Source organism: Mediterraneibacter sp. HA8405 (assembly GCF_056148955.1).
On record NZ_CM148758.1, the window covers coordinates 2282429 to 2304042 of the forward strand.

The 21614-nt window shown below is 47.4% G+C and carries 21 protein-coding genes and 1 pseudogene; 3 read left to right on the top strand and 19 right to left on the bottom strand.

Annotated features, from left to right (window positions below):
* Window position 1: 1 nt before the first annotated feature.
* Window positions 2-760, top strand: a complete 759-nt coding sequence (locus AC0QUU_RS10760; protein ID WP_474542724.1) for an ABC transporter ATP-binding protein — start codon at window positions 2-4, stop codon at window positions 758-760.
* Window positions 738-3020: a hypothetical protein gene (locus tag AC0QUU_RS10765; RefSeq protein ID WP_474542726.1), complete on the top strand. Its 2283-nt coding sequence runs from the start codon at window positions 738-740 to the stop codon at window positions 3018-3020. The genes AC0QUU_RS10760 and AC0QUU_RS10765 overlap by 23 nt, the downstream gene beginning before the upstream one ends.
* A gap of 114 nt (window positions 3021-3134) precedes the next feature.
* On the opposite strand, the gene AC0QUU_RS10770 is transcribed toward AC0QUU_RS10765, so the two are convergent.
* The 14 genes and pseudogenes from AC0QUU_RS10770 to AC0QUU_RS10835 form a co-directional block, all read right to left on the bottom strand.
* A complete protein-coding gene (locus AC0QUU_RS10770) occupies window positions 3135-3380 on the bottom strand; it encodes a hypothetical protein (protein ID WP_474542728.1) in 246 nt (81 codons plus the stop codon).
* A gap of 174 nt (window positions 3381-3554) precedes the next feature.
* Window positions 3555-4211, bottom strand: coding sequence for an HAD family hydrolase (locus tag AC0QUU_RS10775; RefSeq protein WP_474542730.1), 657 nt, complete (start codon window positions 4209-4211; stop codon window positions 3555-3557).
* A gap of 74 nt (window positions 4212-4285) precedes the next feature.
* Complete coding sequence (locus AC0QUU_RS10780) at window positions 4286-4789, bottom strand: GreA/GreB family elongation factor (RefSeq protein WP_474542732.1); 504 nt, start codon at window positions 4787-4789, stop codon at window positions 4286-4288.
* 110 nt (window positions 4790-4899) lie between these two features.
* Entirely contained in the window at window positions 4900-6438 is a 1539-nt protein-coding gene (gene gpmI / locus AC0QUU_RS10785) for a 2,3-bisphosphoglycerate-independent phosphoglycerate mutase (RefSeq protein WP_474542733.1), read from the bottom strand.
* A 140-nt stretch (window positions 6439-6578) separates the two neighbouring features.
* Window positions 6579-6821 carry an HAD hydrolase family protein gene (locus tag AC0QUU_RS10790; RefSeq protein ID WP_474542734.1) on the bottom strand — a complete coding sequence of 81 codons (243 nt, stop codon included), beginning with the start codon at window positions 6819-6821 and terminating at the stop codon, window positions 6579-6581.
* 94 nt (window positions 6822-6915) lie between these two features.
* Window positions 6916-7527: pseudogene (locus tag AC0QUU_RS10795) on the bottom strand (glycoside hydrolase family 1 protein); the annotation flags it as partial.
* 285 nt (window positions 7528-7812) lie between these two features.
* Window positions 7813-8562, bottom strand: coding sequence for a triose-phosphate isomerase (gene tpiA / locus AC0QUU_RS10800; protein WP_474542735.1), 750 nt, complete (start codon window positions 8560-8562; stop codon window positions 7813-7815).
* 166 nt (window positions 8563-8728) lie between these two features.
* The gene (locus AC0QUU_RS10805; RefSeq protein WP_474545567.1) at window positions 8729-9922 is read right to left on the bottom strand and encodes a phosphoglycerate kinase; all 1194 of its coding nucleotides are present in this window, start codon (window positions 9920-9922) and stop codon (window positions 8729-8731) included.
* Between the two features lie 108 nt (window positions 9923-10030).
* Entirely contained in the window at window positions 10031-11050 is a 1020-nt protein-coding gene (gene gap, locus AC0QUU_RS10810) for a type I glyceraldehyde-3-phosphate dehydrogenase (RefSeq protein WP_474542736.1), read from the bottom strand.
* 157 nt (window positions 11051-11207) lie between these two features.
* On the bottom strand, window positions 11208-12041 hold the full coding sequence (locus AC0QUU_RS10815; RefSeq protein WP_474542737.1) for a histidinol-phosphatase HisJ family protein: 834 nt from the start codon (window positions 12039-12041) through the stop codon (window positions 11208-11210).
* Complete coding sequence (gene mnmA, locus AC0QUU_RS10820; RefSeq protein ID WP_474542739.1) at window positions 12038-13108, bottom strand: tRNA 2-thiouridine(34) synthase MnmA; 1071 nt, start codon at window positions 13106-13108, stop codon at window positions 12038-12040. The genes AC0QUU_RS10815 and mnmA overlap by 4 nt, the downstream gene beginning before the upstream one ends.
* A complete protein-coding gene (gene nifU / locus AC0QUU_RS10825; RefSeq protein ID WP_474542740.1) occupies window positions 13108-13545 on the bottom strand; it encodes a Fe-S cluster assembly scaffold protein NifU in 438 nt (145 codons plus the stop codon). Before nifU ends, mnmA begins: the two co-directional genes overlap by 1 nt.
* A gap of 19 nt (window positions 13546-13564) precedes the next feature.
* Entirely contained in the window at window positions 13565-14755 is a 1191-nt protein-coding gene (gene nifS, locus AC0QUU_RS10830; protein ID WP_474542742.1) for a cysteine desulfurase NifS, read from the bottom strand.
* Between the two features lie 48 nt (window positions 14756-14803).
* Entirely contained in the window at window positions 14804-15265 is a 462-nt protein-coding gene (locus AC0QUU_RS10835; RefSeq protein ID WP_474542744.1) for an RrF2 family transcriptional regulator, read from the bottom strand.
* Between the two features lie 159 nt (window positions 15266-15424).
* Between AC0QUU_RS10835 and AC0QUU_RS10840 the strand changes: the two genes are divergently transcribed.
* Window positions 15425-16762 carry an oligosaccharide flippase family protein gene (locus AC0QUU_RS10840; RefSeq protein WP_474542746.1) on the top strand — a complete coding sequence of 446 codons (1338 nt, stop codon included), beginning with the start codon at window positions 15425-15427 and terminating at the stop codon, window positions 16760-16762.
* A gap of 48 nt (window positions 16763-16810) precedes the next feature.
* Here the strand turns inward: AC0QUU_RS10840 and AC0QUU_RS10845 are convergent, their stop codons facing one another.
* From AC0QUU_RS10845 to recA, 5 genes are all read right to left on the bottom strand, one after another.
* Complete coding sequence (locus tag AC0QUU_RS10845; protein WP_474542747.1) at window positions 16811-17350, bottom strand: stage II sporulation protein M; 540 nt, start codon at window positions 17348-17350, stop codon at window positions 16811-16813.
* A gap of 77 nt (window positions 17351-17427) precedes the next feature.
* Window positions 17428-17973, bottom strand: a complete 546-nt coding sequence (locus tag AC0QUU_RS10850; RefSeq protein ID WP_474542748.1) for an NUDIX hydrolase — start codon at window positions 17971-17973, stop codon at window positions 17428-17430.
* Window positions 17974-18053: 80 nt separating this feature from the next.
* The gene (gene rny, locus AC0QUU_RS10855) at window positions 18054-19607 is read right to left on the bottom strand and encodes a ribonuclease Y (RefSeq protein ID WP_474542750.1); all 1554 of its coding nucleotides are present in this window, start codon (window positions 19605-19607) and stop codon (window positions 18054-18056) included.
* 86 nt (window positions 19608-19693) lie between these two features.
* Entirely contained in the window at window positions 19694-20308 is a 615-nt protein-coding gene (locus AC0QUU_RS10860) for a regulatory protein RecX (protein WP_474542751.1), read from the bottom strand.
* Window positions 20305-21399: a recombinase RecA gene (gene recA, locus AC0QUU_RS10865; protein WP_474542753.1), complete on the bottom strand. Its 1095-nt coding sequence runs from the start codon at window positions 21397-21399 to the stop codon at window positions 20305-20307. The genes AC0QUU_RS10860 and recA overlap by 4 nt, the downstream gene beginning before the upstream one ends.
* Window positions 21400-21614: the final 215 nt, after the last annotated feature.

Genomic DNA, 21614 nt, shown 5'->3' on the forward strand with positions numbered 1-21614 from the left:
AATGCTGGAATTAAATAAAATAACGAAACAATACGGAAGGAAAAAGGCTCTGGATCAGGTCTCTCTTACATTAAAAGAAGGCGTGTATGGCCTTCTCGGCCCGAATGGCGCAGGCAAGTCCACGCTGATGAGCCTTATCACAGGGAATCTGGCTCCCACTTCGGGGCAGATTTTCTGGGATGGAACAGAGATCCTGAAAATGGGCGCCGCATACCGGAGTCTGCTGGGCTATGCACCCCAGCAGCAGGGCCTTTACGACAATTTTACCGGTCTTCGCTTTCTCTCCTATATGGCCGCCCTCAAAGGCATTCCGAAAAAGAAACAGAAAGAAGAAATACACCGCGTCCTGTCCTGTGTAAATATGGCGGACGAAGCCGGCCGGCTGATCGGAACATATTCCGGCGGCATGAAGCAGAGAATTCTTGTCGCCCAGGCCATTCTTGGAGATCCCAGTCTGATCATCCTGGATGAACCTACCGCAGGAATGGACCCCAGAGAAAGGGTCAGAATCCGGGAAACGATAAAAAATATGTCCGGGGACAGAATCATTCTTGTTTCAACCCATGTGGTATCCGATATTGAATCTGCAGCCGGAGAAATCATCCTTCTCAGAGAAGGCAGTATCGTAGATCAGGGCACAGTCCCTGATCTCTGCCGGAAATGGAATCAGGCAGAAAATCTGGAACAGGTATATTTACAGGTATTCAAAAAAAGAGCTGCCGGAAAGGAGGCCGCATATGATTTGTCTTATCCGGTCTGAGCTGAAAAAAGTCTGGGGAAGGAAAAGCTTCCCCGGCCTTATGGCTCTTCTCATCTTCCTTAATCTGTTTTTTCTGTGGTACCTGAACCGGCCTGTCCAGGGAGAGCCTCCTCTTTCAGCTTACCGGGCTGTATGCCGGGACATCTCCGGAATGACAGAGCCGGAAAAGCTGGATTATATCCAGGGGCTGAAGGAACAGACCGACGGCATTGCCCTGGTGGAAGAAGTCCGGAATCTTTTCGCTCAGGGGACCGAGGCAGGGAACGCACTTGCCAGGCAGCGTATGAACAGCAGTTCCGTAATCTATGAAAAGTATTACGAAATTTACCGGACCGGGAATTATCTTACCTACACCCATTCTCTGGAGGAAGAACAGGCACTGGCAGATCAGCTGTATGAAGAAATCAGCGTTGTATCCCGTTATGACGATTATATCCGGACGGTACAGGAGAACAGTTCCCGCTTAAGCGGTATCTCAATCTTTCAGTCCGGCGGATCAGAAGAATCCTTCACCAGCCGGAATATCAGGAAAAGTGCGGAGGACCACAGCGGCATGACCGGGGAAAATATCCGCTGGTTTCCCGCAAAAGGGATCACCATGGCACTGGAAAATCCTGTTTCGGATCTTCTTCTGCTTCTTTCGGTATTTCTCTTTGTGGGACAGCTGATCGCGGAAGAAAAGGAAAAGGAACTTTTTGCGGTTACAAGAGCTTCGAGGCGGGGTGTGGCCGTGGATATGGCGGCCCGCATTGCCGCGCTTTTCCTCCACTGTGTCACCCTCACGTTTCTGCTCTTTGGCACCGGTCTGCTGTTCGGCATATCAGCCGCGGGAGCCGGAGACCTGACCGCAGCGCTCCAGTCGGTGGCCTCTTATACGGAAAGCAGTGTGCCGGTTTCCATAAGTACTTTTCTTCTGGCATCAACAGCCGGAAAAGCTATTACAGTTTTCTGCTTCGGACTGCTGCTGTCCGCCTTCGCCATTTTCGCCTCCCGCAGCTTCTCACCCCAGCTGGCAGGAATCGGCTTTCTTACAGTAAACTGGATTTTCTACACACAGATTCCCTCTTATTCCGGATGGAATCTGTTAAAATATCTTTCTTTTTTCGGGCTGCTCCGGACGGATCAGATATGGGGGAACTATTTAAATCTGAGTATTCTGGGATATCCGGTCAGCCGCCCTGCCTGCTCTCTGACTGCGCTGGCACTCTTTCTCGCAGCAGGTCTGTCGCTCACTTTCGTACTGTTCGCCCGTGGAAGACATCTGACCCTGCGCCGGAAAATTTTTTCCTTTCGTATGCCCTTCCGCCCTCACAGCAGCCTGCTGTGCCATGAAAGTTACAAACTGCTTTTTGCAAACCGCATCCTGTTTGTTGCAGCAGCATTTGTATGCATTCTCGGATGGACGGATCTGGGAAGGAAATATGTCCCGTCAGCAGGAGAAGAATACTATCAGACACTGATGAAATCTTTAGAAGGAGAACTGAACGAAGAAAAAGAGGCGCTTATTGCTTCCGAACAGGCACGCTTTGATGAGGCATCCGCACAGATCAAAAAAATCGACCGTATGACAGCAGACGGCGCGATCAGCGAAAGTACCGGTGAAAGTATGAAACTGCCCTGGGAAAGCGAAATGTCTTTCTATCCTGCCTTTCAGAGAGTCCTGGCTCAATATGAAAAGATTCTGGAAAACGGCGGCATCTTTGTCTATGATACCGGGTATCTTTACCTTCTCGGCAGCATAGACGACAGTCTTCTGACCGATCTGCTCCTTCTTGTCCTCTGTATCTGCTTCTCCTTCTCAGATGTAATGGCGCTGGAGGACAGCAGAGGAATGTGGAAACTGCTTTCTGCCACCCGCTGCGGCCGCAGGAAAGTACTCCGGAGCAAATATCTGGTCTGCAGTTTTGTGTGCATCGGAATCACTCTTTTTCCCTGGATCTTCCGCTGGATTTCCATTTCAGAAGTCTATCCCATGGGGGAACTGCAGGCAGGAATACAGAACATACCACAATACAGTCATTTCCTCCTCAATATGCCGATTCTGCTCTTTCTGTTCCTGGCAGCATTGATTCAGGCCGGCGCTGTACTTCTCATAACATTTCTCGTCCTGCTTTTGTCCCGCTGGAGGAAAAACGCCTTTCAGGCGCTGTTTCTGACGCTGCTGCTGTTTGCCGTCCCACTTATTCTGAGCGAAATGGGACTTCCTGTCATAAAATGGTTTTCCATATGGCCTTTATACAGCTGGACCGGTCTTCTTTAGAAAAGATACAGAACGTCCCCTGCCGGGATTGACTTGCATTAGTCAATCCCGGCAGGGGACGTTCGATTCTTATTTTTCATTTACACATTTCTATTGAGCCGGATTTCCGCGGCATCAGACACCGATCCGGTAAAGGAAGAAGCATCCGCCGAACAATCCGAGAATCAGGCCCGCATATCCGCCGGCACAGATCAGATCTGCAAGCGCCGCCATAATACCTGTTCCGGTACATGCGCATACGACCAGGCCAATCGCCAGTCCTGCCAGCGTCCAGCCCATGATCATAACCGGAAGAAAAATAGATACTGCATGACTCTCGTCCGTATATTTGTTAATAAAATTCCACAATCCTCTGTACATTTTCAGGCCCCCGTTTTATCTCATATGTCATCCTATGCATAAATCTGTTAAAGAGTACCATTCTCTTTACTGCTGCATATTTATTTTAAACAGAGGATGTAAAAACTATTCTTCTGATTATGCAAAGTTTCTGTAAAGCGGACATGCGAGATCCATTTTCTGTTCTGCACTCAATTATCCCAGAATCTGTCCGGCCACATCAGCCGGAGTCTCTGCAATCGCTTCTGCTCCTGCATGTTCCAGTTCTTCACGGCTGCCATATCCGTATAATACTCCCAGACTGTGAAGTCCGGACTGTTTTGCTCCTTCTATATCGTGACGGCGGTCGCCGATCATGACGGTATTTTTTCTGTCAGCTTCAGAAATACCGCATGTCTCAAGTACATATTCAATCACCTCATGTTTGACTGTTCGTGTTCCGTCCATACATGCGCCGCCTATAAAATCAAAATACTGATCAAATCCAAAATGCTCCGCAATCTGTCCTGCGTATTTTTCCGGCTTTGAAGTGGCCATCAGTACTTTAATTCCTGCTGCTTTAAGCTGTCTGAGCATCTCCGGCACACCGTCATATACGCGGTTCTCAAAAATGCCTTTCTCCCCGTAATATTCCCGGTATATAGAAACCATTGCTGCTCCCTCTTCTTCGGACAGATGAAAAACCCTCTGAAACTGCTGCTGAAGAGGCGGTCCGATAAAAGAACGAAGCACACCTTCCTCCGGCTCACTGATTCCCCGTTTTTTCAGAGCATAACGGATCGAATTTAAAATTCCGGGACAGGAATCCGTAATTGTTCCGTCCAGATCAAACACAGCTGTTGTGTATTTCATATTTTCTTTTCTCCTCTCATGAAAATATTAACAGAGATACTGCAGCATAATATATCTTTTCCGTCTGATAATCTCTAAAAACTTCTGATATGATCTTCCTCTTCGCTTTCTGTTTTGATTACCTTCCGTATTACAACATAATATCCGTAGTCATCATTGACTTTCACGTAGACCCGGTCGCCTTCTTTATGTCCCAGAAGTGCTTTTCCTATGGGCGACTCAATACTGACCAGGCCGTTCAGAGAACTGCCCCGGACAGACGTAACGATCCGGTATGTCTCTGTCTCATCATCATCTTCGCAGTAGATCTCAACTGTATTATTTAACCCGACCTCATCTGCTTTCGAATGATCTTCCACGATTATGGCTGTCTTCAGCATTCTCTCCAGATAGCGGATCCGGCTTTCATTCCGGTTTTTCTCCTTTTTGGCCGCGTGATACTCAAAATTTTCACTCAGATCTCCATGGGAACGGGCCTCCTTTACCGCTTCAATCAGTTCTTTCCTCTCTACAAGCTTACGGTGATCGATCTCTGCCTGTATTTTTTCCACATCACTTTTTGTCAGTTTTTCCCGCATATTTCATATTCTCCTTCTGAAAGCCGGCTTTTGCCGGCTTTACATACAGACAGAGGCCCGGCTGTATTCATGCCGTGCCTCTGTGCAGCTTTTTCTATATCTGATCTTCTTTATTTTACAATCAGTGATTTTCCTGTCATCTCTTTGGGCTGCTCCATTCCCATCATCTCAATCAGAGTCGGAGCGATATCAGCCAGGCATCCGCCTTCTCTCAGTTTGTAGGACGGATCTGCGTTTACAAGGATAAAGGGAACCTGGTTTGTTGTATGAGCGGTAAACGGCTCGCCTGTCTCCTCATCTATCAGCTGTTCCGCATTGCCGTGGTCAGCACAGATAAACATCTGTCCGTCCACTTCTTTGATTGCATCTACTGCCTTTCCGACACACTCGTCAACCGCCTCGATTGCCTTGATCGCCGCATTCTCAACTCCGGTATGTCCTACCATATCCGGGTTTGCGAAGTTGATGATAACCACGTCGTATTTGCCGGATTTGATCGCCTCGACCAGTTTGTCGCATACTTCATAAGCGCTCATCTCCGGTTTCAGGTCGTATGTCGCAACCTTGGGAGATTTTACAAGGATGCGGTCCTCACCCGGATTCGGCTCCTCAACGCCGCCGTTAAAGAAGAAGGTTACATGAGCATACTTCTCTGTCTCGGCAATACGGGCCTGTTTCATGTTATGAGCCGCAAGGAATTCTCCGAATGTATTTGTGATCTCTTCTTTTACAAAGGCTACCTTCTTGTTCGGAATTGTCACATCATACTCTGTGAAGCACACATAAGTTGTCTTTACTCTCTCGCCTCTGTCGAATCCTGTGAAGTCATCATCGCAGAATGTTCTGGTGATCTCTCTTGCCCGGTCCGGACGGAAATTAAAGAAGATAATGGAATCTCCATCCTTTACCGTTGCTGTCGGAGCGCCGTCTTTCATAATTACCATGGGCACAACAAACTCATCTGTCACATCTTTATCATAGGAAGCCTGAATTCCCTCTGTCGCGGAAACCGCTTCGTCTCCCTCGCCCTTTACAAGTGCTCTGTAGGCTTTCTCCACGCGATCCCAGCGGTTATCACGGTCCATGGCATAGTAGCGGCCTGCAACCGTAGCAACCTGCCCTACTCCGATCTCTTTCATTTTGGCTTCCAGCTCTTCCACATACTCTTTTCCGGATGCCGGAGGCGTATCACGTCCGTCAAGGAAGCAGTGTACGTATACCTTCTCGATTCCCTGTCTCTTTGCCAGCTCAAGAAGTCCGTAAATATGTGTATTGTGGCTGTGCACGCCGCCGTCAGACACAAGTCCCATCAAATGAAGCGAGGAATCATTCTTCTTAACGTTCTCACATGCTGCCACAAGCGCTTTATTCTCAAAGAAATCCCCATCCTGAATCGCTTTTGTAATCTTGGTCAGATCCTGATAAACAATACGTCCTGCGCCCATGTTCAGATGTCCTACCTCGGAGTTTCCCATCTGGCCGTCCGGAAGTCCTACTGCCATGCCGCTGGCATTTCCTCTCACAAACGGGCACTCAGCCATCAGCTTGTCCATGACCGGTGTAGCCGCCTCTGCCACTGCGTTTCCATGTTTGTCATCTCTTAAGCCGTAGCCGTCTAATATCATCAATACGGTTGGTTTCTTGCTCATATCCATATCTCCTTTATTCTGTACATTTGGGGATTTATCCCGTTAAATATTGTACCCGCTTTTAAACAATTTTGCAAGACGGAGAACAGGGGTTGTGACAAAAGCTTATCCGCCCGCCGAAATAACTGCTGAAATTCTTCTTATTCCAGGAGCCCCAGATGGGAAAATGCTTTCCAAAGCCCGTCACATTCTACATCATCGGTCACATAATCTGCCGCAGCCCGGATCTCCGGGCCTCCGTTTCCCATAGCTACGCCCATCCGGCTGTGTTCCAGCATGGGAATATCTACCTTTGCATCTCCGAAAGCCACCGTAGCATCCGGAGAAGCATGCAGATGTTCCAGCAGAACATCCATGGCATATGCTTTGTCAATCTCTTTCAAAGCCAGATCTCCGAACAGCGCCGTTTCTCCCGCGCCGCCCCAGGTTCCCGCTTTCAGTTCAGGAAACGCTTCTGCCGCGCTCTGCGGGATATGGCTGTTTCATAAATTCTGTCGGATGCTCCAGATCATTGAGAATTCCCTGATTCAGAAGGGCCCCCATAGGCACCACGGAGCTGTTGATTTCGTTAAATGTAAGCCAGTATTTTACTTTCCCTTTGTATCTCTCAAAAATCGCCCGGCAGTAATTCAGAAAATATCCGATCATGTCCCGGCTGACCCATGCATTGCACTTCTTTGTCAGTCCGAAAGGCACTTCGTAGTGCGATATGGTGATCAGAGGTTCGATTCCGTATTTCAGGCACTCGTCAATTACTTCCTCATAGTGCTTCAGTCCTGCTTCATTGGGCTCTGTCTCGTCGCCGTTCGGGAAAATCCGGGTCCATGCAATCGAAAAGCGATAGCACTTGAATCCCATCTCCGCAAATAAGGCAATGTCTTCTTTAAACTTCTCATAGTGCCGGATCCCTTCATGGCTGGGGTAAAAAGTTCCTTCCTCCGGTATCGGAGTAATCCGTTTGCTCTGTCCGAACTTTCCTCCCGTACAGATGTCTGATACAGAAACACCCTTTCCGTCAACATTCCATGCGCCTTCGCACTGATTTGCGGCAGTAGCGCCGCCCCAGAGAAAATTCTTTGAAAATCCCATTCTATTCTCCTCCTATGATAAGTTTGTCCTCTTCAACTGTCACTCCGCCAAGTTCCTCTGCATTCGTAATAAGAACCGGCATCTGTATCTCACAGCCTGCTTTTTGTCCACTGTCAGATCAGACAAATTTAAAAAAACTGTTTTAGTAGATTTAGACAACAGACATTCCCGTAAAGCGAAACTTCCGGATCCAGATATTGGGGAAACATATCCCTTTTATCTGAAACCGGAAGTCCTGTTTTCTGACTTTTAAACAGTCTGTTTATCGTTATTTGTAGTTTACGATCATTTGTAGTTTACGATCTTTCCGAAGTCTGCCTTCAGAGAAGCTCCGCCTACCAGGCCGCCATCGATATCAGCCTGCGCAAACAGCTCTGCAGCGTTTCCAGCATTTACAGATCCGCCGTACTGAATACGGATTGCTTCTGCTGTAGCTTCATCATAAACCTCTGCAACACACTCACGAATGCCTTTGCACACTTCCTCAGCCTGCTCTGTTGTAGCAGTCTTGCCGGTTCCGATGGCCCAGATGGGTTCGTAAGCGATAACCATTGTCTTAGCCTGATCAGCTGTTACATTCTGAAGACCCACTTTAACCTGCTGCCGGATGAAGTCCATTGTAACGCCCTGCTCTCTCTGCTCCAGAGTCTCGCCGCAGCACATAATCGGTGTAATGCCGTGCTCGAAAGCTTTGAGGACTTTCTTATTTACATCCTCGTTTGTCTCACCAAAGTAATCTCTTCTCTCTGAGTGTCCGAGAACTACATATTTCACGCCTGCGTCTACAAGCATTGCCGGGGAGATCTCGCCTGTGTAAGCGCCGCTCTCCTCAAAATACATATTCTCAGCTCCAACCTGGATGTTTGTTCCCTTTACCGCCTCAACAACCGGAACGATATCGATAGCCGGTACACAGAATACTACATCTACTTCATCATTCGCAACAAGTGGTTTCAGTTCTTCTACAAGAGCAACGGCCTCGCTGGGAGTTTTATTCATTTTCCAGTTGCCCGCAATAATTTTTTTTCTTGCCATTTTTTCTTCTCCTAAACATATTATCGGCAGCCCGCGCCTCCGGCTTGCCTTCGCTAAGCTCTCTGGTATGTTCGCCTTACTAGCTTCGATAATACCTCAGCAAGTGCGGCGAACTAAGTAAACGCTAAGCTCAGCCTGCGCCTCCGGCTTGCCTTCGCTAAGCTTTTTACTTATCGTTTGCTGCTGCTACGCCCGGCAGTTCTTTTCCTTCAAGGAATTCGAGAGAAGCGCCGCCGCCTGTTGAGATGTGTGTCATCTTGTCGCCGTAGCCCAGCTGATTTACTGCTGCTGCAGAATCACCGCCGCCGATGATTGTTACAGCGTCTGTCTCGGACATTGCCTTCGCAACTGCCTCAGTTCCGGCTGCGAATTTCGGCATCTCGAAGCATCCCATCGGTCCGTTCCATACAACAGTTTTTGCGTCTTTTACAGCATCCGCATAAAGTTTTGCTGTCTCAGGTCCGATATCAAGGCCCATCCATCCTTCCGGAATCTCGCCCATAGCAACAACTTTCGTATTTGCGTCATTGGAGAAATCATCGGCAATAACAGCATCTACCGGGAGAAGCAGGTTTACGCCTTTTGTTTTTGCCTTTTCGATCATGTCAAGCGCATACTGGCAGTAATCTTCCTCGAGAAGAGATTTTCCAACACTGCCGCCCTGAGCTTTGCTGAATGTAAAGCACATTCCTCCGCCGATGATCAGAGTATCAACCTTATCAAGCAGGTTCTCGATTACGGAAATCTTGCTGGAAACTTTGGATCCGCCGAGGATTGCAACAAACGGTCTCTCCGGGTTTTCAACTGCGTTGCCAAGGAAATCAATCTCTTTCTGCATCAGATATCCTACAACTGCAGTATCTACATATTTTGTAACACCGACATTTGAGCAGTGAGCTCTGTGGGCTGTACCAAATGCGTCGTTTACAAATACATCGCAAAGAGAAGCAAGTTCTTTGGAGAACTCATCCCCGTTCTTTGTCTCTTCTGCTCTGTAACGTGTATTCTCAAGAAGCACAACGTCTCCGTCTTTCATCTCTGCAACTGCTGCTTTTGCGTTCGGTCCAACTACTTCCGGATCTGCTGCAAATTTCACTTCCTGTCCGAGCAGTTCGGAAAGTCTTACTGCAACCGGCGCCAGAGAAAGTTCCGGTTTGGGTTCTCCCTTCGGTTTTCCAAGATGAGAGCAGAGGATTACCTTTCCTCCGTCTGCAATCAGTTTTTTAATTGTCGGAAGAGCCGCAACAATACGATTTTCATCTGTGATCTTTCCGTCAATCAGCGGAACGTTGAAATCACATCTTACAAGAACTCTCTTTCCTTTTACATTGATATCATCGACTGATTTTTTGTTGAGCATTGCCATTGTCATTGCCTCCTGTACTTTCAAAATAGTGAAAAAAGGTCCGGTCCAATAATTAAGACCGGACCCTTTGTGAGTCAATTCAGAATTCTGTCAGACTTTCAATTAAGCCTCAAGCAGTTTTCCGAAGTATTTGATTGTTCTTACCATCTGGCTTGTGTAAGAATTCTCGTTGTCATACCATGAAACAACCTGAACCTCTGTTGTACCGTCGCCAACCGGAAGAGCCATTGTCTGTGTAGCATCGAACAGAGAACCATATGTCATACCAACGATATCGCTGGATACGATCTCATCCTCGTTGTAGCCGTAAGACTCATTGGATGCTGCTTTCATAGCTGCGTTGATCTGGTCAACTGTAACTTCGCCTTCAACAACTGCTGTCAGGATTGTTGTAGATCCTGTCGGAGTCGGAACACGCTGAGCAGAGCCGATCAGTTTTCCGTTCAGTTCCGGAATAACAAGACCGATAGCTTTCGCTGCACCTGTGCTGTTCGGTACAATGTTAACTGCTGCTGCGCGAGATCTTCTCAGATCGCCTTTTCTCTGCGGTCCGTCAAGTGTCATCTGATCGCCTGTGTAAGCGTGGATTGTGCACATGATACCGGATTTGATCGGTGCAAGATCGTTCAGAGCCTTAGCCATCGGAGCAAGGCAGTTTGTTGTACAGGATGCTGCAGAAATAATGTCGTCATCCTTTGTCAGTGTCTCGTGGTTTACATTGTAAACGATTGTCGGAAGGTCATTTCCTGCCGGAGCGGAGATGATAACTTTCTTAGCGCCTGCATTGATGTGAGCCTGAGCTTTTTCTTTCTTTGTATAGAAGCCTGTACACTCAAGAACTACGTCAACACCGATCTCTCCCCACGGAAGGTTGTTAGCATCAGCTTCAGCGTAGATTTTGATCTCTTTGCCGTCAACAGTGATGGAATCCTCTCCTGCCTCAACTTTGTCAGCCAGTGCATATTTGCCCTGTGTTGAGTCATATTTCAGTAAGTGAGCCAGCATTTTCGGAGAAGTAAGGTCGTTGATTGCCACGATCTCAAATCCCTCTGCTCCAAACATCTGTCTGAAAGCGAGACGTCCGATACGTCCAAATCCATTAATCGCTACTTTTACTGCCATGATTAATTCCTCCTAAAAGTTTATAAAAATTCTTTGGCTGAAGTACAGCCAGGCAATGAACCCCTCACAAATGCACGCACGTATTGCTTAAGATTCATCAACTAGAATAATTGTACTAAAATGGAAACAAAAATTCAAGTGCTAAATGTATTTTTAGCTAAACTTGTCTGAAAATGGGTTTTCTGTTCCTGTATTCCGCATAGTATCGGAAACCGCAGTTTCTGAGTATATCGCCTGCTTTTTCAAAATCAAACGCTACATGCTCCGGCTTGTGGGCGTCTGCCCCTACCGTAATAATCTCGCCTCCCAGTTCCCGGTATCTGCGGATCACATCCGGATGAGGATTACAGAATCCCAGCCCGTATTTAAAGCCGCCCATATTCATCTCAATCCCCTTCCCCATATTGATCAATTTCTTCAGAATTTCATCAATTTCATCCGAAAATGCCTGATAGGAATACTCCCGGGCCTGATGTCTCCCATAACGCACCACATAATCAAGGTGCCCCAGAACATCAAAACCCTTCACCTGGTCCAGATTTTCTGCCGTGGCCTGAAACGCTTCTCTGTACACATCTGCATCACTGCGGCCTTCAAAAATAACACCGTCATATGGATCCATCCCGTGAATCACATGCAGAGAACCAATTACGAAATCAAAAGGATATGTCTCTATCAGTTTCCGGTACCGGTCTCCCAGGTGAGGCTGAAGTCCCAGCTCTACACCGATGCGGAGATCCAGTCTGTCCGCATATTCTTTTCTGATTTCACGAAGAACCTGAAAATACTGATCCAGATCGAACAGAAAAGGATTCATTCCGGTCTCACTGTCTGCCGGATAATCTTCGTCAATATGATCTGTAATGCAGACTGCTTCCATGCCACGCTCCAGAGCAGCATCCAGCATCGCCCGCACCGATGCGTCGCTGTCCCCGGAAAACTCTGTGTGCATATGAAAATCTGCCCGTACCCCCATATCTGCCGGTTTCATAATATGGTTCCGCCTCCCATCACGTATTCTCCGTCATAGAGTACCAGAGCCTGTCCCGGTGCAACGGCTCTAAGCGGTTCCTCAAAATGACAGGTAATTTCATCCTCGCCGGTTCTTTCCGCTGTGCACCAGGCGCCTCTGTGATTGTACCTTACTTTGGCGAAAGCCCGCACCGGTGATGTGATATCCCCCACAGCCATGAAATTCAGTCTGTCAGCCCGCACAGTATGGGTCAGCGACTCTTCCAGTGTGCCGACTACTACTTCATTCGTCTGCGGCCGTATTTCCACCACAAAGGCAGGATATCCCAGGGCAAGGCCCAGCCCTTTTCTCTGGCCTACTGTATAATGAATAATTCCTTTGTGGCGTCCGAGAATCTTTCCGTCCGGTGTGACGAAGTTTCCTTCTTCTGCTTTTTTTCCGGTCTCTTTTTCAAGAAATGCAGCGTAATCTCCGTCAGGCACAAAACAGATATCCTGACTGTCTGGTTTATCCGCTACCTTAAGACCGATTTCTCCGGCAATCGCACGGATCTCGTCTTTCGAATAATCCCCTACAGGCATAAGGGTATGACTGAGCTGCTCCTGCGTAAGATTATAAAGAGCATAGGTCTGATCCTTTGTCAGAGTGGACGAACGCCGCAGCGCATAGCGGCCGTTTTTCAGCTTTTCAATCCGGGCATAGTGGCCTGTAGCCAGATAGTCCGCGCCGATAGACAGACTTTTTCTCAGCAGAGCTTCCCATTTTACATATCGGTTACATGCAATGCAGGGATTGGGAGTATGTCCGCTGTAATACTCGCCGGCGAAATAATCAATCACATTCTTTTGGAACTCTTCCCGGAAATTCATTACATAAAAAGGAATATCCAGAGCAGCCGCAACTCTTCTGGCATCATCTACAGCGCTTAATCCGCAGCAGCCGCCGTTCTCTTCCACGGAACAGACGTCTTCTTCCTGCCAGATCTGCATGGTAACACCAATAACATCATATCCCTGCTTTTTTAACAGATACGCCGCAACGGAGGAATCCACTCCCCCGGACATTCCAATGACCACTCTGCTCATTAGTATTCCTCTTCTTCCTCATCCTCATGTATATCTGACTTCGGTTTTGATAGTCCTTCGATCTTTATGCCATTCTTCTCCGCATAATCCCAGAGCGCCGCGTGAATCGCCTCCTCTGCCAGAAGAGAACAGTGAACCTTAACCGGCGGAAGACCGTCCAGAGCTTCCATAACCGCTTTATTTGTCACCTGCATTGCTTCCTGAATGTTCTTTCCCTTTACCAGTTCTGTAGCCATGCTGCTGGTTGCAACCGCCGCGCCGCAGCCAAACGTCTTAAATTTCACATCCCGGATAATCTGATTTTCATCAATATCCAGATAAATGCGCATAATATCGCCACACTTTGCATTTCCCACCGTACCTACTCCGCTGGCGTTTTCAATCTCTCCTACATTTCTCGGATGCTGAAAATGATCCATTACTTTTTCTGTATACATAGTTCTCTGTTCCTCCTTTTTACTGGTTCTCTTTCTGTTTTTTCACAAAATCCTCATAAAGCGGGGACATATTTCGCAGCTGGTCTACAATTTCTTTTAAACAATCCACTACATAATCTACATCTTCTTTTTCCGTATCCGCGCCGAGAGTCATGCGCAGGGACCCATGGGCAATTTCATGAGGAAGTCCGATGGCGAGCAGCACATGGGACGGATCCAGCGATCCGGATGTACATGCAGAACCGCTTGACGCGCAGACACCTTTCATATCCAGCATAATGAGAAGAGATTCCCCCTCAATAAACTGAAAGCTGAAATTCACATTATTCGGAAGCCGCTTTTTTTTGTCTCCGTTCAACCTGCAGTACGGTATCTCCCGCTCAATACGGCTGATCATATAATCCCTGAGCTCTGTTTCTTTTGCCGTCCGCTCATCCATAGTCCGGAAGGCCAGTTCCACTGCTTTTCCAAGTCCCACAATGCCGGGGACATTTTCTGTACCGGCACGTCGTTTTCTCTCCTGTGCCCCGCCGTGGATGAAAGAACGGATTTTCACGCCTTTTCTGATATACAGAAATCCGATTCCCTTTGGCCCGTTAAGCTTATGCCCGCTGGCGCTCAGCATATCGATTCCGCATTCATCCACCCGGATGGGAATCTGACCGAAGGCCTGCACTGCATCTGTGTGGAAGAGCACACCTTTTTTCCGGGTGATCTCCCCGATCTCCTGGATTGGCTGAATCGTACCGATCTCATTATTAGCGAACATAATTGAAACAAGTATAGTGTCCGGCCGGATTGCCGCTTCCACATCCGCCGGGTTCACCAGACCGTTTTCATCCACATCCAGATAGGTTACTTCGTATCCTCTCTTTTCCAGATACCGGCAGGTATGAAGAACTGCGTGGTGTTCAATTTTACTTGTTATAATATGTTTTCCTTTGCTTTCATAGGCCTCTGCCGCTGCCGTAAGAGCCCAGTTGTCAGACTCGGTGCCGCCGGCAGTAAAATAAATTTCATTATCCTTTGCTCCGAGAGCTTCTGCAATAATCTCCCGCTGTCTTGTAATAACCTCTTTGTTTCCCGCAGCGAATCCGTACACACTGGAAGGGTTGCCGTAATGCTCCGTAAAATAAGGGAGCATGGCCTCCACCACTTCCGGTGATGTCTTCGTTGTCGCTGCATTATCCAGATATATCAGTTTTTCCACTTTTTCTACCTCCTGTATTTTGATCTACAGCCCCCGGACCATACCGGCTTAATTTCTGCATCCGCCGCGGTCTTTTCTGAGCTCTGTGCAGTTTTTCTTCCGGCTTTCTTCCACAAGCTGACTTAACATAATCTCATCCACTGTCCGGTTGATACTTTCATTAATCCGCTGCCAGACGTATTTTGTCACACAACTGTCAGCTGCTTTACAGCTGCCTTCCGGGTCCAGCCCCGCACAGTCCACCGGTTCCAGACTTCCTTCCAGAGCACGGAGCACGTCCCCCACCGATATCTCGTCTGCCGGCTTTGCCAGAATATAGCCGCCCGCGGCACCCCGGATGCTTTTCACCAGCCCGGCCTTTTTCAGCATGGACATAAGCTGTTCCAGATATCTTTCGGAAAGTTCCTGGCGGGAGGAAATACTCATAATTGAAACCGGTGCATCCTTGCTGTACTGTGCAAGATCAATCAGTGCGCGAAGCCCGTATCTTCCTTTTGTCGAAAGTTTCAATCTATCACCCTCTTAAATCGCTGTATTATCCCTAGTATTTTACTAGGATTTACTCATGTAGGATACCATCCTCTGCCTGTTCTGTCAAGAAAGAATCCAACATATCTTAATAAAATCTGTCATATCTTTATAAAAAGTTCTGCCGGAGGAATCTCTTTCATGCCGTCAAAACATACTTTAGTCCGGGGTGCTTTTATTCTGACTGCAGCCGGATTTATCAGCCGCTTTATGGGATTTTTCTTCCGTATATTTTTAAGTCATGCCTTTGGCGAGGAAAATGTAGGACTGTATCAGCTTATTTTTCCCGTCTATGCTCTGTGTCATTCTATAAGTACCGCCGGAATCGAAACCGCTCTTTCCCGTACGGTAGCCCGGAAAATATCTCTCAGCCGACACCGGGAGGCAAAAACAGCCCTTTTCATTGCATTGTTTTTCACAGTCTCTCTCTCCATACTGGAAATTATTCTGATCCAGCAAAATGCAACTTTTATTGCCGGACATTTTCTGGGTGATATCCGATGCAGCGAAATGCTTGTTATTATCTCCTATGCGCTGCCATGCGCTGCCGTTCACTGCTGTATATGCGGCTATTCTTTCGGACTGCAGAAGGCTGAAATTCCGGCCGTCTCTCAGCTGGTAGAACAGTCCGTCCGTATTGCTTTTGTAGTGGTAACCTTTTTGCTGATCCGGGAAAGCGGCAGCATCCCTTCTGTCAGCATTGCTGCCGCAGGAATTGTTGCCGGAGAATTTTTCTCTCTTCTGTATTCCTGGCGGGTTTTGGCAAAATTAATCCGTCGTCCTGCCGGTTTATCTTTTTCAGCTCTGAAAGGACCTGCCGGAGAACTATTCCGTCTGTCTCTTCCACTGACAGCCAACCGGACTGCAGTCACCCTGCTGCAGAGCGTAGAAGCCGCTTCTATCCCTGCTTCCCTTAAACTTTACGGGATGAGCACGCCGGAGGCCTTAAGCACTTACGGCGTACTGACCGGTATGGCACTGCCCTGTATTCTTTTTCCCTCTGCTATTACCAGTTCTGTGGGAACAGTTCTAATGCCTGCTGTCACAAAAGCCCAGGCAGACGGGAATTCATCCGGCACTGCAGCTCTTATCAGGAAAGCTGCCGGGAGCTGCTTTCTTCTTGGTATTGGCTGCTGCCTGTTCTTTCTGTTTACCGGCCCGTATCTCGGGAACCTGTTGTTTCACAGTCCTGCCGCAGGAAAATTTATCCTGACGCTGGCCTGGATCTGCCCGTTTCTCTATACAAATACCGCATTGATCAGTTCCATTAACGGCCTCGGAAAAACCGGCTCCACCTTCCTGATTAACACGTTGAGTCTGGGCATACGGATTGCCAGTGTATTTCTGGTTATCCCCAGATATGGAATTGTCGGATATCTCTGGGGTCTTCTTGCAAGTCAGGGAGTCGTGACCGTCCTTGCGCTTTGTATTCTGTTTATCCTGGGGAAAAAGAACGGATCCTCTTCCATAGAAGACTGATTTCACGCTGATTTCACCAGAACCATATGATAAAATACAGCTTCTGTCTTAAAGTGTGGAAATAAATGCACGAACAAGCAGCGGATTTACATAAATTTCAAGAATAAGTCCTACTGCCATCATAAAAGAAATGAAAATAGTTTTCTGCCGGTTCCACTGGCTGCCGGGATAGATGTAGGCATACCAGAGCAAAACCAGATAGGCAGGAATATAGAATATAAACTGAGGAAGCATTCCTGTGATACACAGAATGCTTCCTTTGATTCCCATATCGATTACTGCCAGAGAGATCAGAATGCCGCCGGATATGCCCGTCCAGACAAGAAACAGAACCGCAGCTGCTTTTCTCGCCTTTGTGAGCGCCAGACCTGACAGTACAAGAAAAGGAATTACTCTGACCCGTATCAGATACCACAGGTATTCTCCTGCCACAATATCCACAGACTGATACTGCTCCAGAAAATATGTACTGAATATACCCGGTTCCCCCATATATTTTACGGCGAAAAAATTAACATATATAATTCCAATCAAAAATCCGGGCATAAAGAAAGCCAAAAGCTGCTTTCTCGTATGAAATATCTTCATGGAAACGCCTCCTGAAAGAAAGTTCTGACATGGTTCCTCCCCTGACAGATATTTCATTATATGCCGGACAGCCTGATTTATTCGTTTCTTCCGTACTTTGCATCGTAGGCCAGAAGCGAGGAAACTGTTTTCGCATCCTCGATTTCTCCTGAAAAAATCTTTTCTTTCAGTTCTTCAAGCGAATACGCCTTCAGATCGATAAACTCGTCATCATCCAGATGCTGTTTTGACGGGACCAGATTCCGGGCTACAAACACCTGTATTTTTTCATTACAGAATGCAACGGTAGTCCGGAGGTTAATCAGCCATTCCAGTTCATCACAGCGATATCCTGTTTCTTCCTCCAGCTCTCTGGCCGCACAGACAATTCCCGGCTCATCCTCTGCGTCTAACGCACCGGCCGGAATCTCAAGTGTATATCGCTCCAATGCATTTCTGTACTGTCTGACCATAAGTATTCGCCCGTCATCACACACAGGAACTACAGCTGCCGCTCCCTTGTGACTGATAAAATCCCAGACCACTGTGTGGTCTCCGTTAATCTCCATAGTATCCTGATAAAAATCCAGTATTACTCCTTTAAACTTAAGCTCTCTCTTCAGCCGCCGTATCTCATCGCTCATCTTTCATACCTCCTGTCTGTAAAAGAAAGCCCTCGTCTTTCGACAAGGGCTGCATCTTTTCTAATTTGTTATGATTTCAGTTATTTCGCATAATCCGTTACACGTGATTCACGGATTACATTCACCTTAATTTGTCCGGGATATTCCAGCTCAAACTCAATCTGTTTTGCAATATCCCTGGCCATAAGCACCATATCATCATCAGATACCTGCTCCGGAACTACCATAACACGAATCTCTCTTCCTGCCTGAACGGCAAAAGACTTCTCCACACCTTTAAACTGGTTGGTAATATCTTCTAACTGTTTCAATCTGTTTGTATATGTTTCGATGGTTTCTCTTCTTGCTCCCGGTCTTGCCGCGGAAATTGTATCCGCAGCCTGCACTACACATGCAATCAATGTCTGAGGTTCTACATCTCCATGATGCGCCTCTACAGCATTTATAACTGTAGCGGATTCTTTATACTTTCTGCACAGATCCACGCCGATCTGAATATGTGATCCTTCTACATCATGATCTATGGATTTTCCTATATCATGCAGAAGTCCGGCACGTTTTGCGACACGTACATCTAATCCGATTTCCCCTGCCAGAAGTCCGGCAAGCTGTGCCACCTCTATGGAATGTTTCAGGGCATTCTGTCCATAACTTGTTCTGAACTTCATACGCCCGAGAAGACGAATCAGCTCCGGATGGATTCCCGTCACACCAACTTCCAGTGCAGCCGCCTCTCCTTCCTCTCTGATCATTGTATCGACTTCTTTCTGAGCCTTTTCCACCATCTCTTCAATTCTTGCGGGATGAATTCTGCCATCCACAATCAGCCTTTCAAGGGCTATCCTTGCCACTTCCCGGCGAATCGGATCAAATCCTGACAATACAACCGCTTCCGGTGTATCATCTATAATCAGTTCCACACCAGTAAGTGTCTCAAGTGTCCGGATATTTCTTCCTTCACGTCCGATAATACGTCCTTTCATTTCATCACTGGGAAGCTGGACAACAGAAATCGTTGTCTCAGCCACATGGTCAGCGGCACATCTCTGAATTGCATTAACGACATATTCTTTTGCTTTCTTGTCTGCTTCTTCCTTTGCCTGCGCCTCCAGTTCTCTGACCATCCTGGCAGTGTCATGCTTGACATCTTCTTCAACAGTTTTTAACAGATACTCTTTTGCCTGTTCGGAGGTAAGTCCTGAGATTCGTTCCAGTTCCTGTACCCGTTTCTGACTCAGTTCTTCTACCTTGACTTCACGCTGACGCAGCTGCTCTTCTTTCGACGTGAGTTTTGATTCACGATGTTCAAGAGCATCTGACCGCTTATCCACTGCTTCTTCCTTTGCCAGCACACGCTTTTCATAGCGCTGCAGCTCTGCTCTTCTCTCTTTGGTTTCCTTTTCAAGATCATTTTTGGTCCTGATAGATTCCTCTTTGACTTCCAAGAGAGCTTCCTTTTTCGTTGTCTCTGCAGTTTTCACAGCATCGTCGATTATTTCTCTTGCTCTGGTCTCCGCATTCCCGATCTTACTCTCCGCATTCTTTTTCAGATTGGAGACAGTCACGAGATGAGAAATAATACCGACTATCACAGCGAGGGCCACGGCAATTATTATACATAAGCCTAGATTCATTGCACAGGAGCACCTCCTTATTCAGTTTTCATTGTACATTTTATCAAAATACAACAGTTAAATTTTATACTGTTTTCACAACAATGTCAAGCATCCTCCGCATGATTTTGTATCACTTGACGGATTGTTTCATAGCGGAATCCTTTCCGGGCAAGATATCCGTATATTTTCTGCATTTGCAGGCTGTCGGCAGAGTCCGGATCAAACCTTTTTTTCCGGAGAATTTTCCTCACTGCTTCCAGTTCTCCGTTCTCCGTATAGCAGACAGAAAAAGCCTGATCAATAATCTCTCTGGCCACGCCTTTTTTTATCAGAAGCGCTTCTATTTCCCGCCGGCTTTTCGTATCCTGACGGCTCAGAATAAAATTTTCCGCATATCGGGCATCATTCAGATAGCCAAAGGAACGGACATATGCGATCGCCTTTTCCGTCACTTCCTCCGGATATTCTCCCTGACGAAGTTTTTCCCGAAGTCCCGCCTCTGTCCGGTCCATGTCTTCCAGCAGATGCATGGCCCGCAGTCGGGCCCGCCTGTACAGTATCGCCGAATAAATTGTTTCCAGCGTATCCGGGGAGACCTCCTCCCCTTCACGAATACCCAGGTTCTTCATCTCTCCTTTATACAGGATAAAAGCCGGCTCTCCATCCAGATGAATCCGGTATCTGGTTTTCCCGCAGGGTTCGATTCTTGTAACTGTCATTTGGTCTTACCGGCCGTCAATTTCAGATCTCCGTCCGGGTTTTCTTTTTTCTCCGTATTTTTGTCTTCTGTCTCCGGAGCATCTCCCAGATGATAGTGCGCCCTGACCTTTCTGTCCAGCTCCTCCATCACTTCCGGATGTGTCTCCAGATAGGTTTTCGCATTTTCTCTTCCCTGTCCGATCTTTTCTCCTTCATAGGCATACCATGCGCCGCTTTTTTTCACTACGTCTATCCCGGCGGCAAGATCCAGAATATCTCCCGTCCGCGAAATGCCTTTTCCAAACATAATGTCAAACTCCGCCTCTTTAAACGGAGGAGCAATCTTATTTTTAACAATCTTAATACGGGTGCGGTTTCCCACAACTTCTCCGCCCTGTTTCAACGTCTCGATCCTTCTTACATCCATACGGACAGACGCATAGAACTTCAAAGCCCTTCCTCCGGTAGTTGTCTCCGGGTTTCCGAACATGACTCCTACTTTCTCTCTGAGCTGGTTGATAAAAATCACCACACAGTTGGACTTGCTGATCACGGGGGTCAGCTTTCTCAGTGCCTGAGACATCAGTCTGGCCTGAAGCCCCACATGGCTGTCTCCCATATCTCCCTCAATCTCCTGTCTTGGAACAAGAGCAGCCACAGAGTCAATTACAATGATATCAATCGCTCCGGAGCGCACCATGGTCTCTGCGATCTCAAGCGCCTGATCTCCGCTGTCCGGCTGGGAAATATACAGTTCATCAATATCAACGCCGATATTTTTCGCATAAACCGGATCCAGTGCATGCTCTGCATCAATAAACCCGGCAATTCCGCCTCTTTTCTGTACTTCCGCAATCATGTGGAGAGCCACCGTCGTCTTACCGCTGGATTCAGGCCCGTAAATCTCAATCACACGACCTTTCGGAACCCCTCCGAGTCCCAGCGCAAGATCCAGGCTCAGACAGCCCGTGGGAACAGTCTCAACCGCAACATGCGCACTGGAATCTCCAAGCCGCATCACCGCGCCTTTTCCGAAATCCTTTTCCAGCTTGGCGATCGCCGCATCCAGCGCTTTTTTCTTTTCTTCGTTCATATTTGCACTATTTGCCATAAATCAATTCTCCTTTTCAAAATCGAACAGTTGTTCGCATCTGATACTATAGTATTATACCGGTCTTCAAATGTCAACAACTTTTTTGATATGCTGCCATTATAACATACGTATTGCGTATATTCAACTTCAAAAACTCTTTCATATAAAAGCGAAGCCCTGTCGGTCTTCCCGGCCTGTTCCGCCGTTCCGTCCGACAGGGCTCCGATTCCCGC

Bases quoted from the DNA above. Each gene is read 5' to 3' on its own strand.
- AC0QUU_RS10760 (WP_474542724.1), top strand. From the start codon at position 2: ATGCTGGAATTAAATAAAATAACGAAACAATACGGAAGGAAAAAGGCT.
- AC0QUU_RS10765 (WP_474542726.1), top strand. From the start codon at position 738: ATGATTTGTCTTATCCGGTCTGAGCTGAAAAAAGTCTGGGGAAGGAAA.
- AC0QUU_RS10770 (WP_474542728.1), bottom strand. From the start codon at position 3,380: ATGTACAGAGGATTGTGGAATTTTATTAACAAATATACGGACGAGAGT.
- AC0QUU_RS10775 (WP_474542730.1), bottom strand. From the start codon at position 4,211: ATGAAATACACAACAGCTGTGTTTGATCTGGACGGAACAATTACGGAT.
- AC0QUU_RS10780 (WP_474542732.1), bottom strand. From the start codon at position 4,789: ATGCGGGAAAAACTGACAAAAAGTGATGTGGAAAAAATACAGGCAGAG.
- gpmI (WP_474542733.1), bottom strand. From the start codon at position 6,438: ATGAGCAAGAAACCAACCGTATTGATGATATTAGACGGCTACGGCTTA.
- tpiA (WP_474542735.1), bottom strand. From the start codon at position 8,562: ATGGCAAGAAAAAAAATTATTGCGGGCAACTGGAAAATGAATAAAACT.
- AC0QUU_RS10805 (WP_474545567.1), bottom strand. From the start codon at position 9,922: ATGCTCAACAAAAAATCAGTCGATGATATCAATGTAAAAGGAAAGAGA.
- gap (WP_474542736.1), bottom strand. From the start codon at position 11,050: ATGGCAGTAAAAGTAGCGATTAATGGATTTGGACGTATCGGACGTCTC.
- AC0QUU_RS10815 (WP_474542737.1), bottom strand. From the start codon at position 12,041: ATGAAACCGGCAGATATGGGGGTACGGGCAGATTTTCATATGCACACA.
- mnmA (WP_474542739.1), bottom strand. From the start codon at position 13,108: ATGAGCAGAGTGGTCATTGGAATGTCCGGGGGAGTGGATTCCTCCGTT.
- nifU (WP_474542740.1), bottom strand. From the start codon at position 13,545: ATGTATACAGAAAAAGTAATGGATCATTTTCAGCATCCGAGAAATGTA.
- AC0QUU_RS10840 (WP_474542746.1), top strand. From the start codon at position 15,425: ATGCCGTCAAAACATACTTTAGTCCGGGGTGCTTTTATTCTGACTGCA.
- AC0QUU_RS10845 (WP_474542747.1), bottom strand. From the start codon at position 17,350: ATGAAGATATTTCATACGAGAAAGCAGCTTTTGGCTTTCTTTATGCCC.
- AC0QUU_RS10850 (WP_474542748.1), bottom strand. From the start codon at position 17,973: ATGAGCGATGAGATACGGCGGCTGAAGAGAGAGCTTAAGTTTAAAGGA.
- rny (WP_474542750.1), bottom strand. From the start codon at position 19,607: ATGAATCTAGGCTTATGTATAATAATTGCCGTGGCCCTCGCTGTGATA.
- AC0QUU_RS10860 (WP_474542751.1), bottom strand. From the start codon at position 20,308: ATGACAGTTACAAGAATCGAACCCTGCGGGAAAACCAGATACCGGATT.
- recA (WP_474542753.1), bottom strand. From the start codon at position 21,399: ATGGCAAATAGTGCAAATATGAACGAAGAAAAGAAAAAAGCGCTGGAT.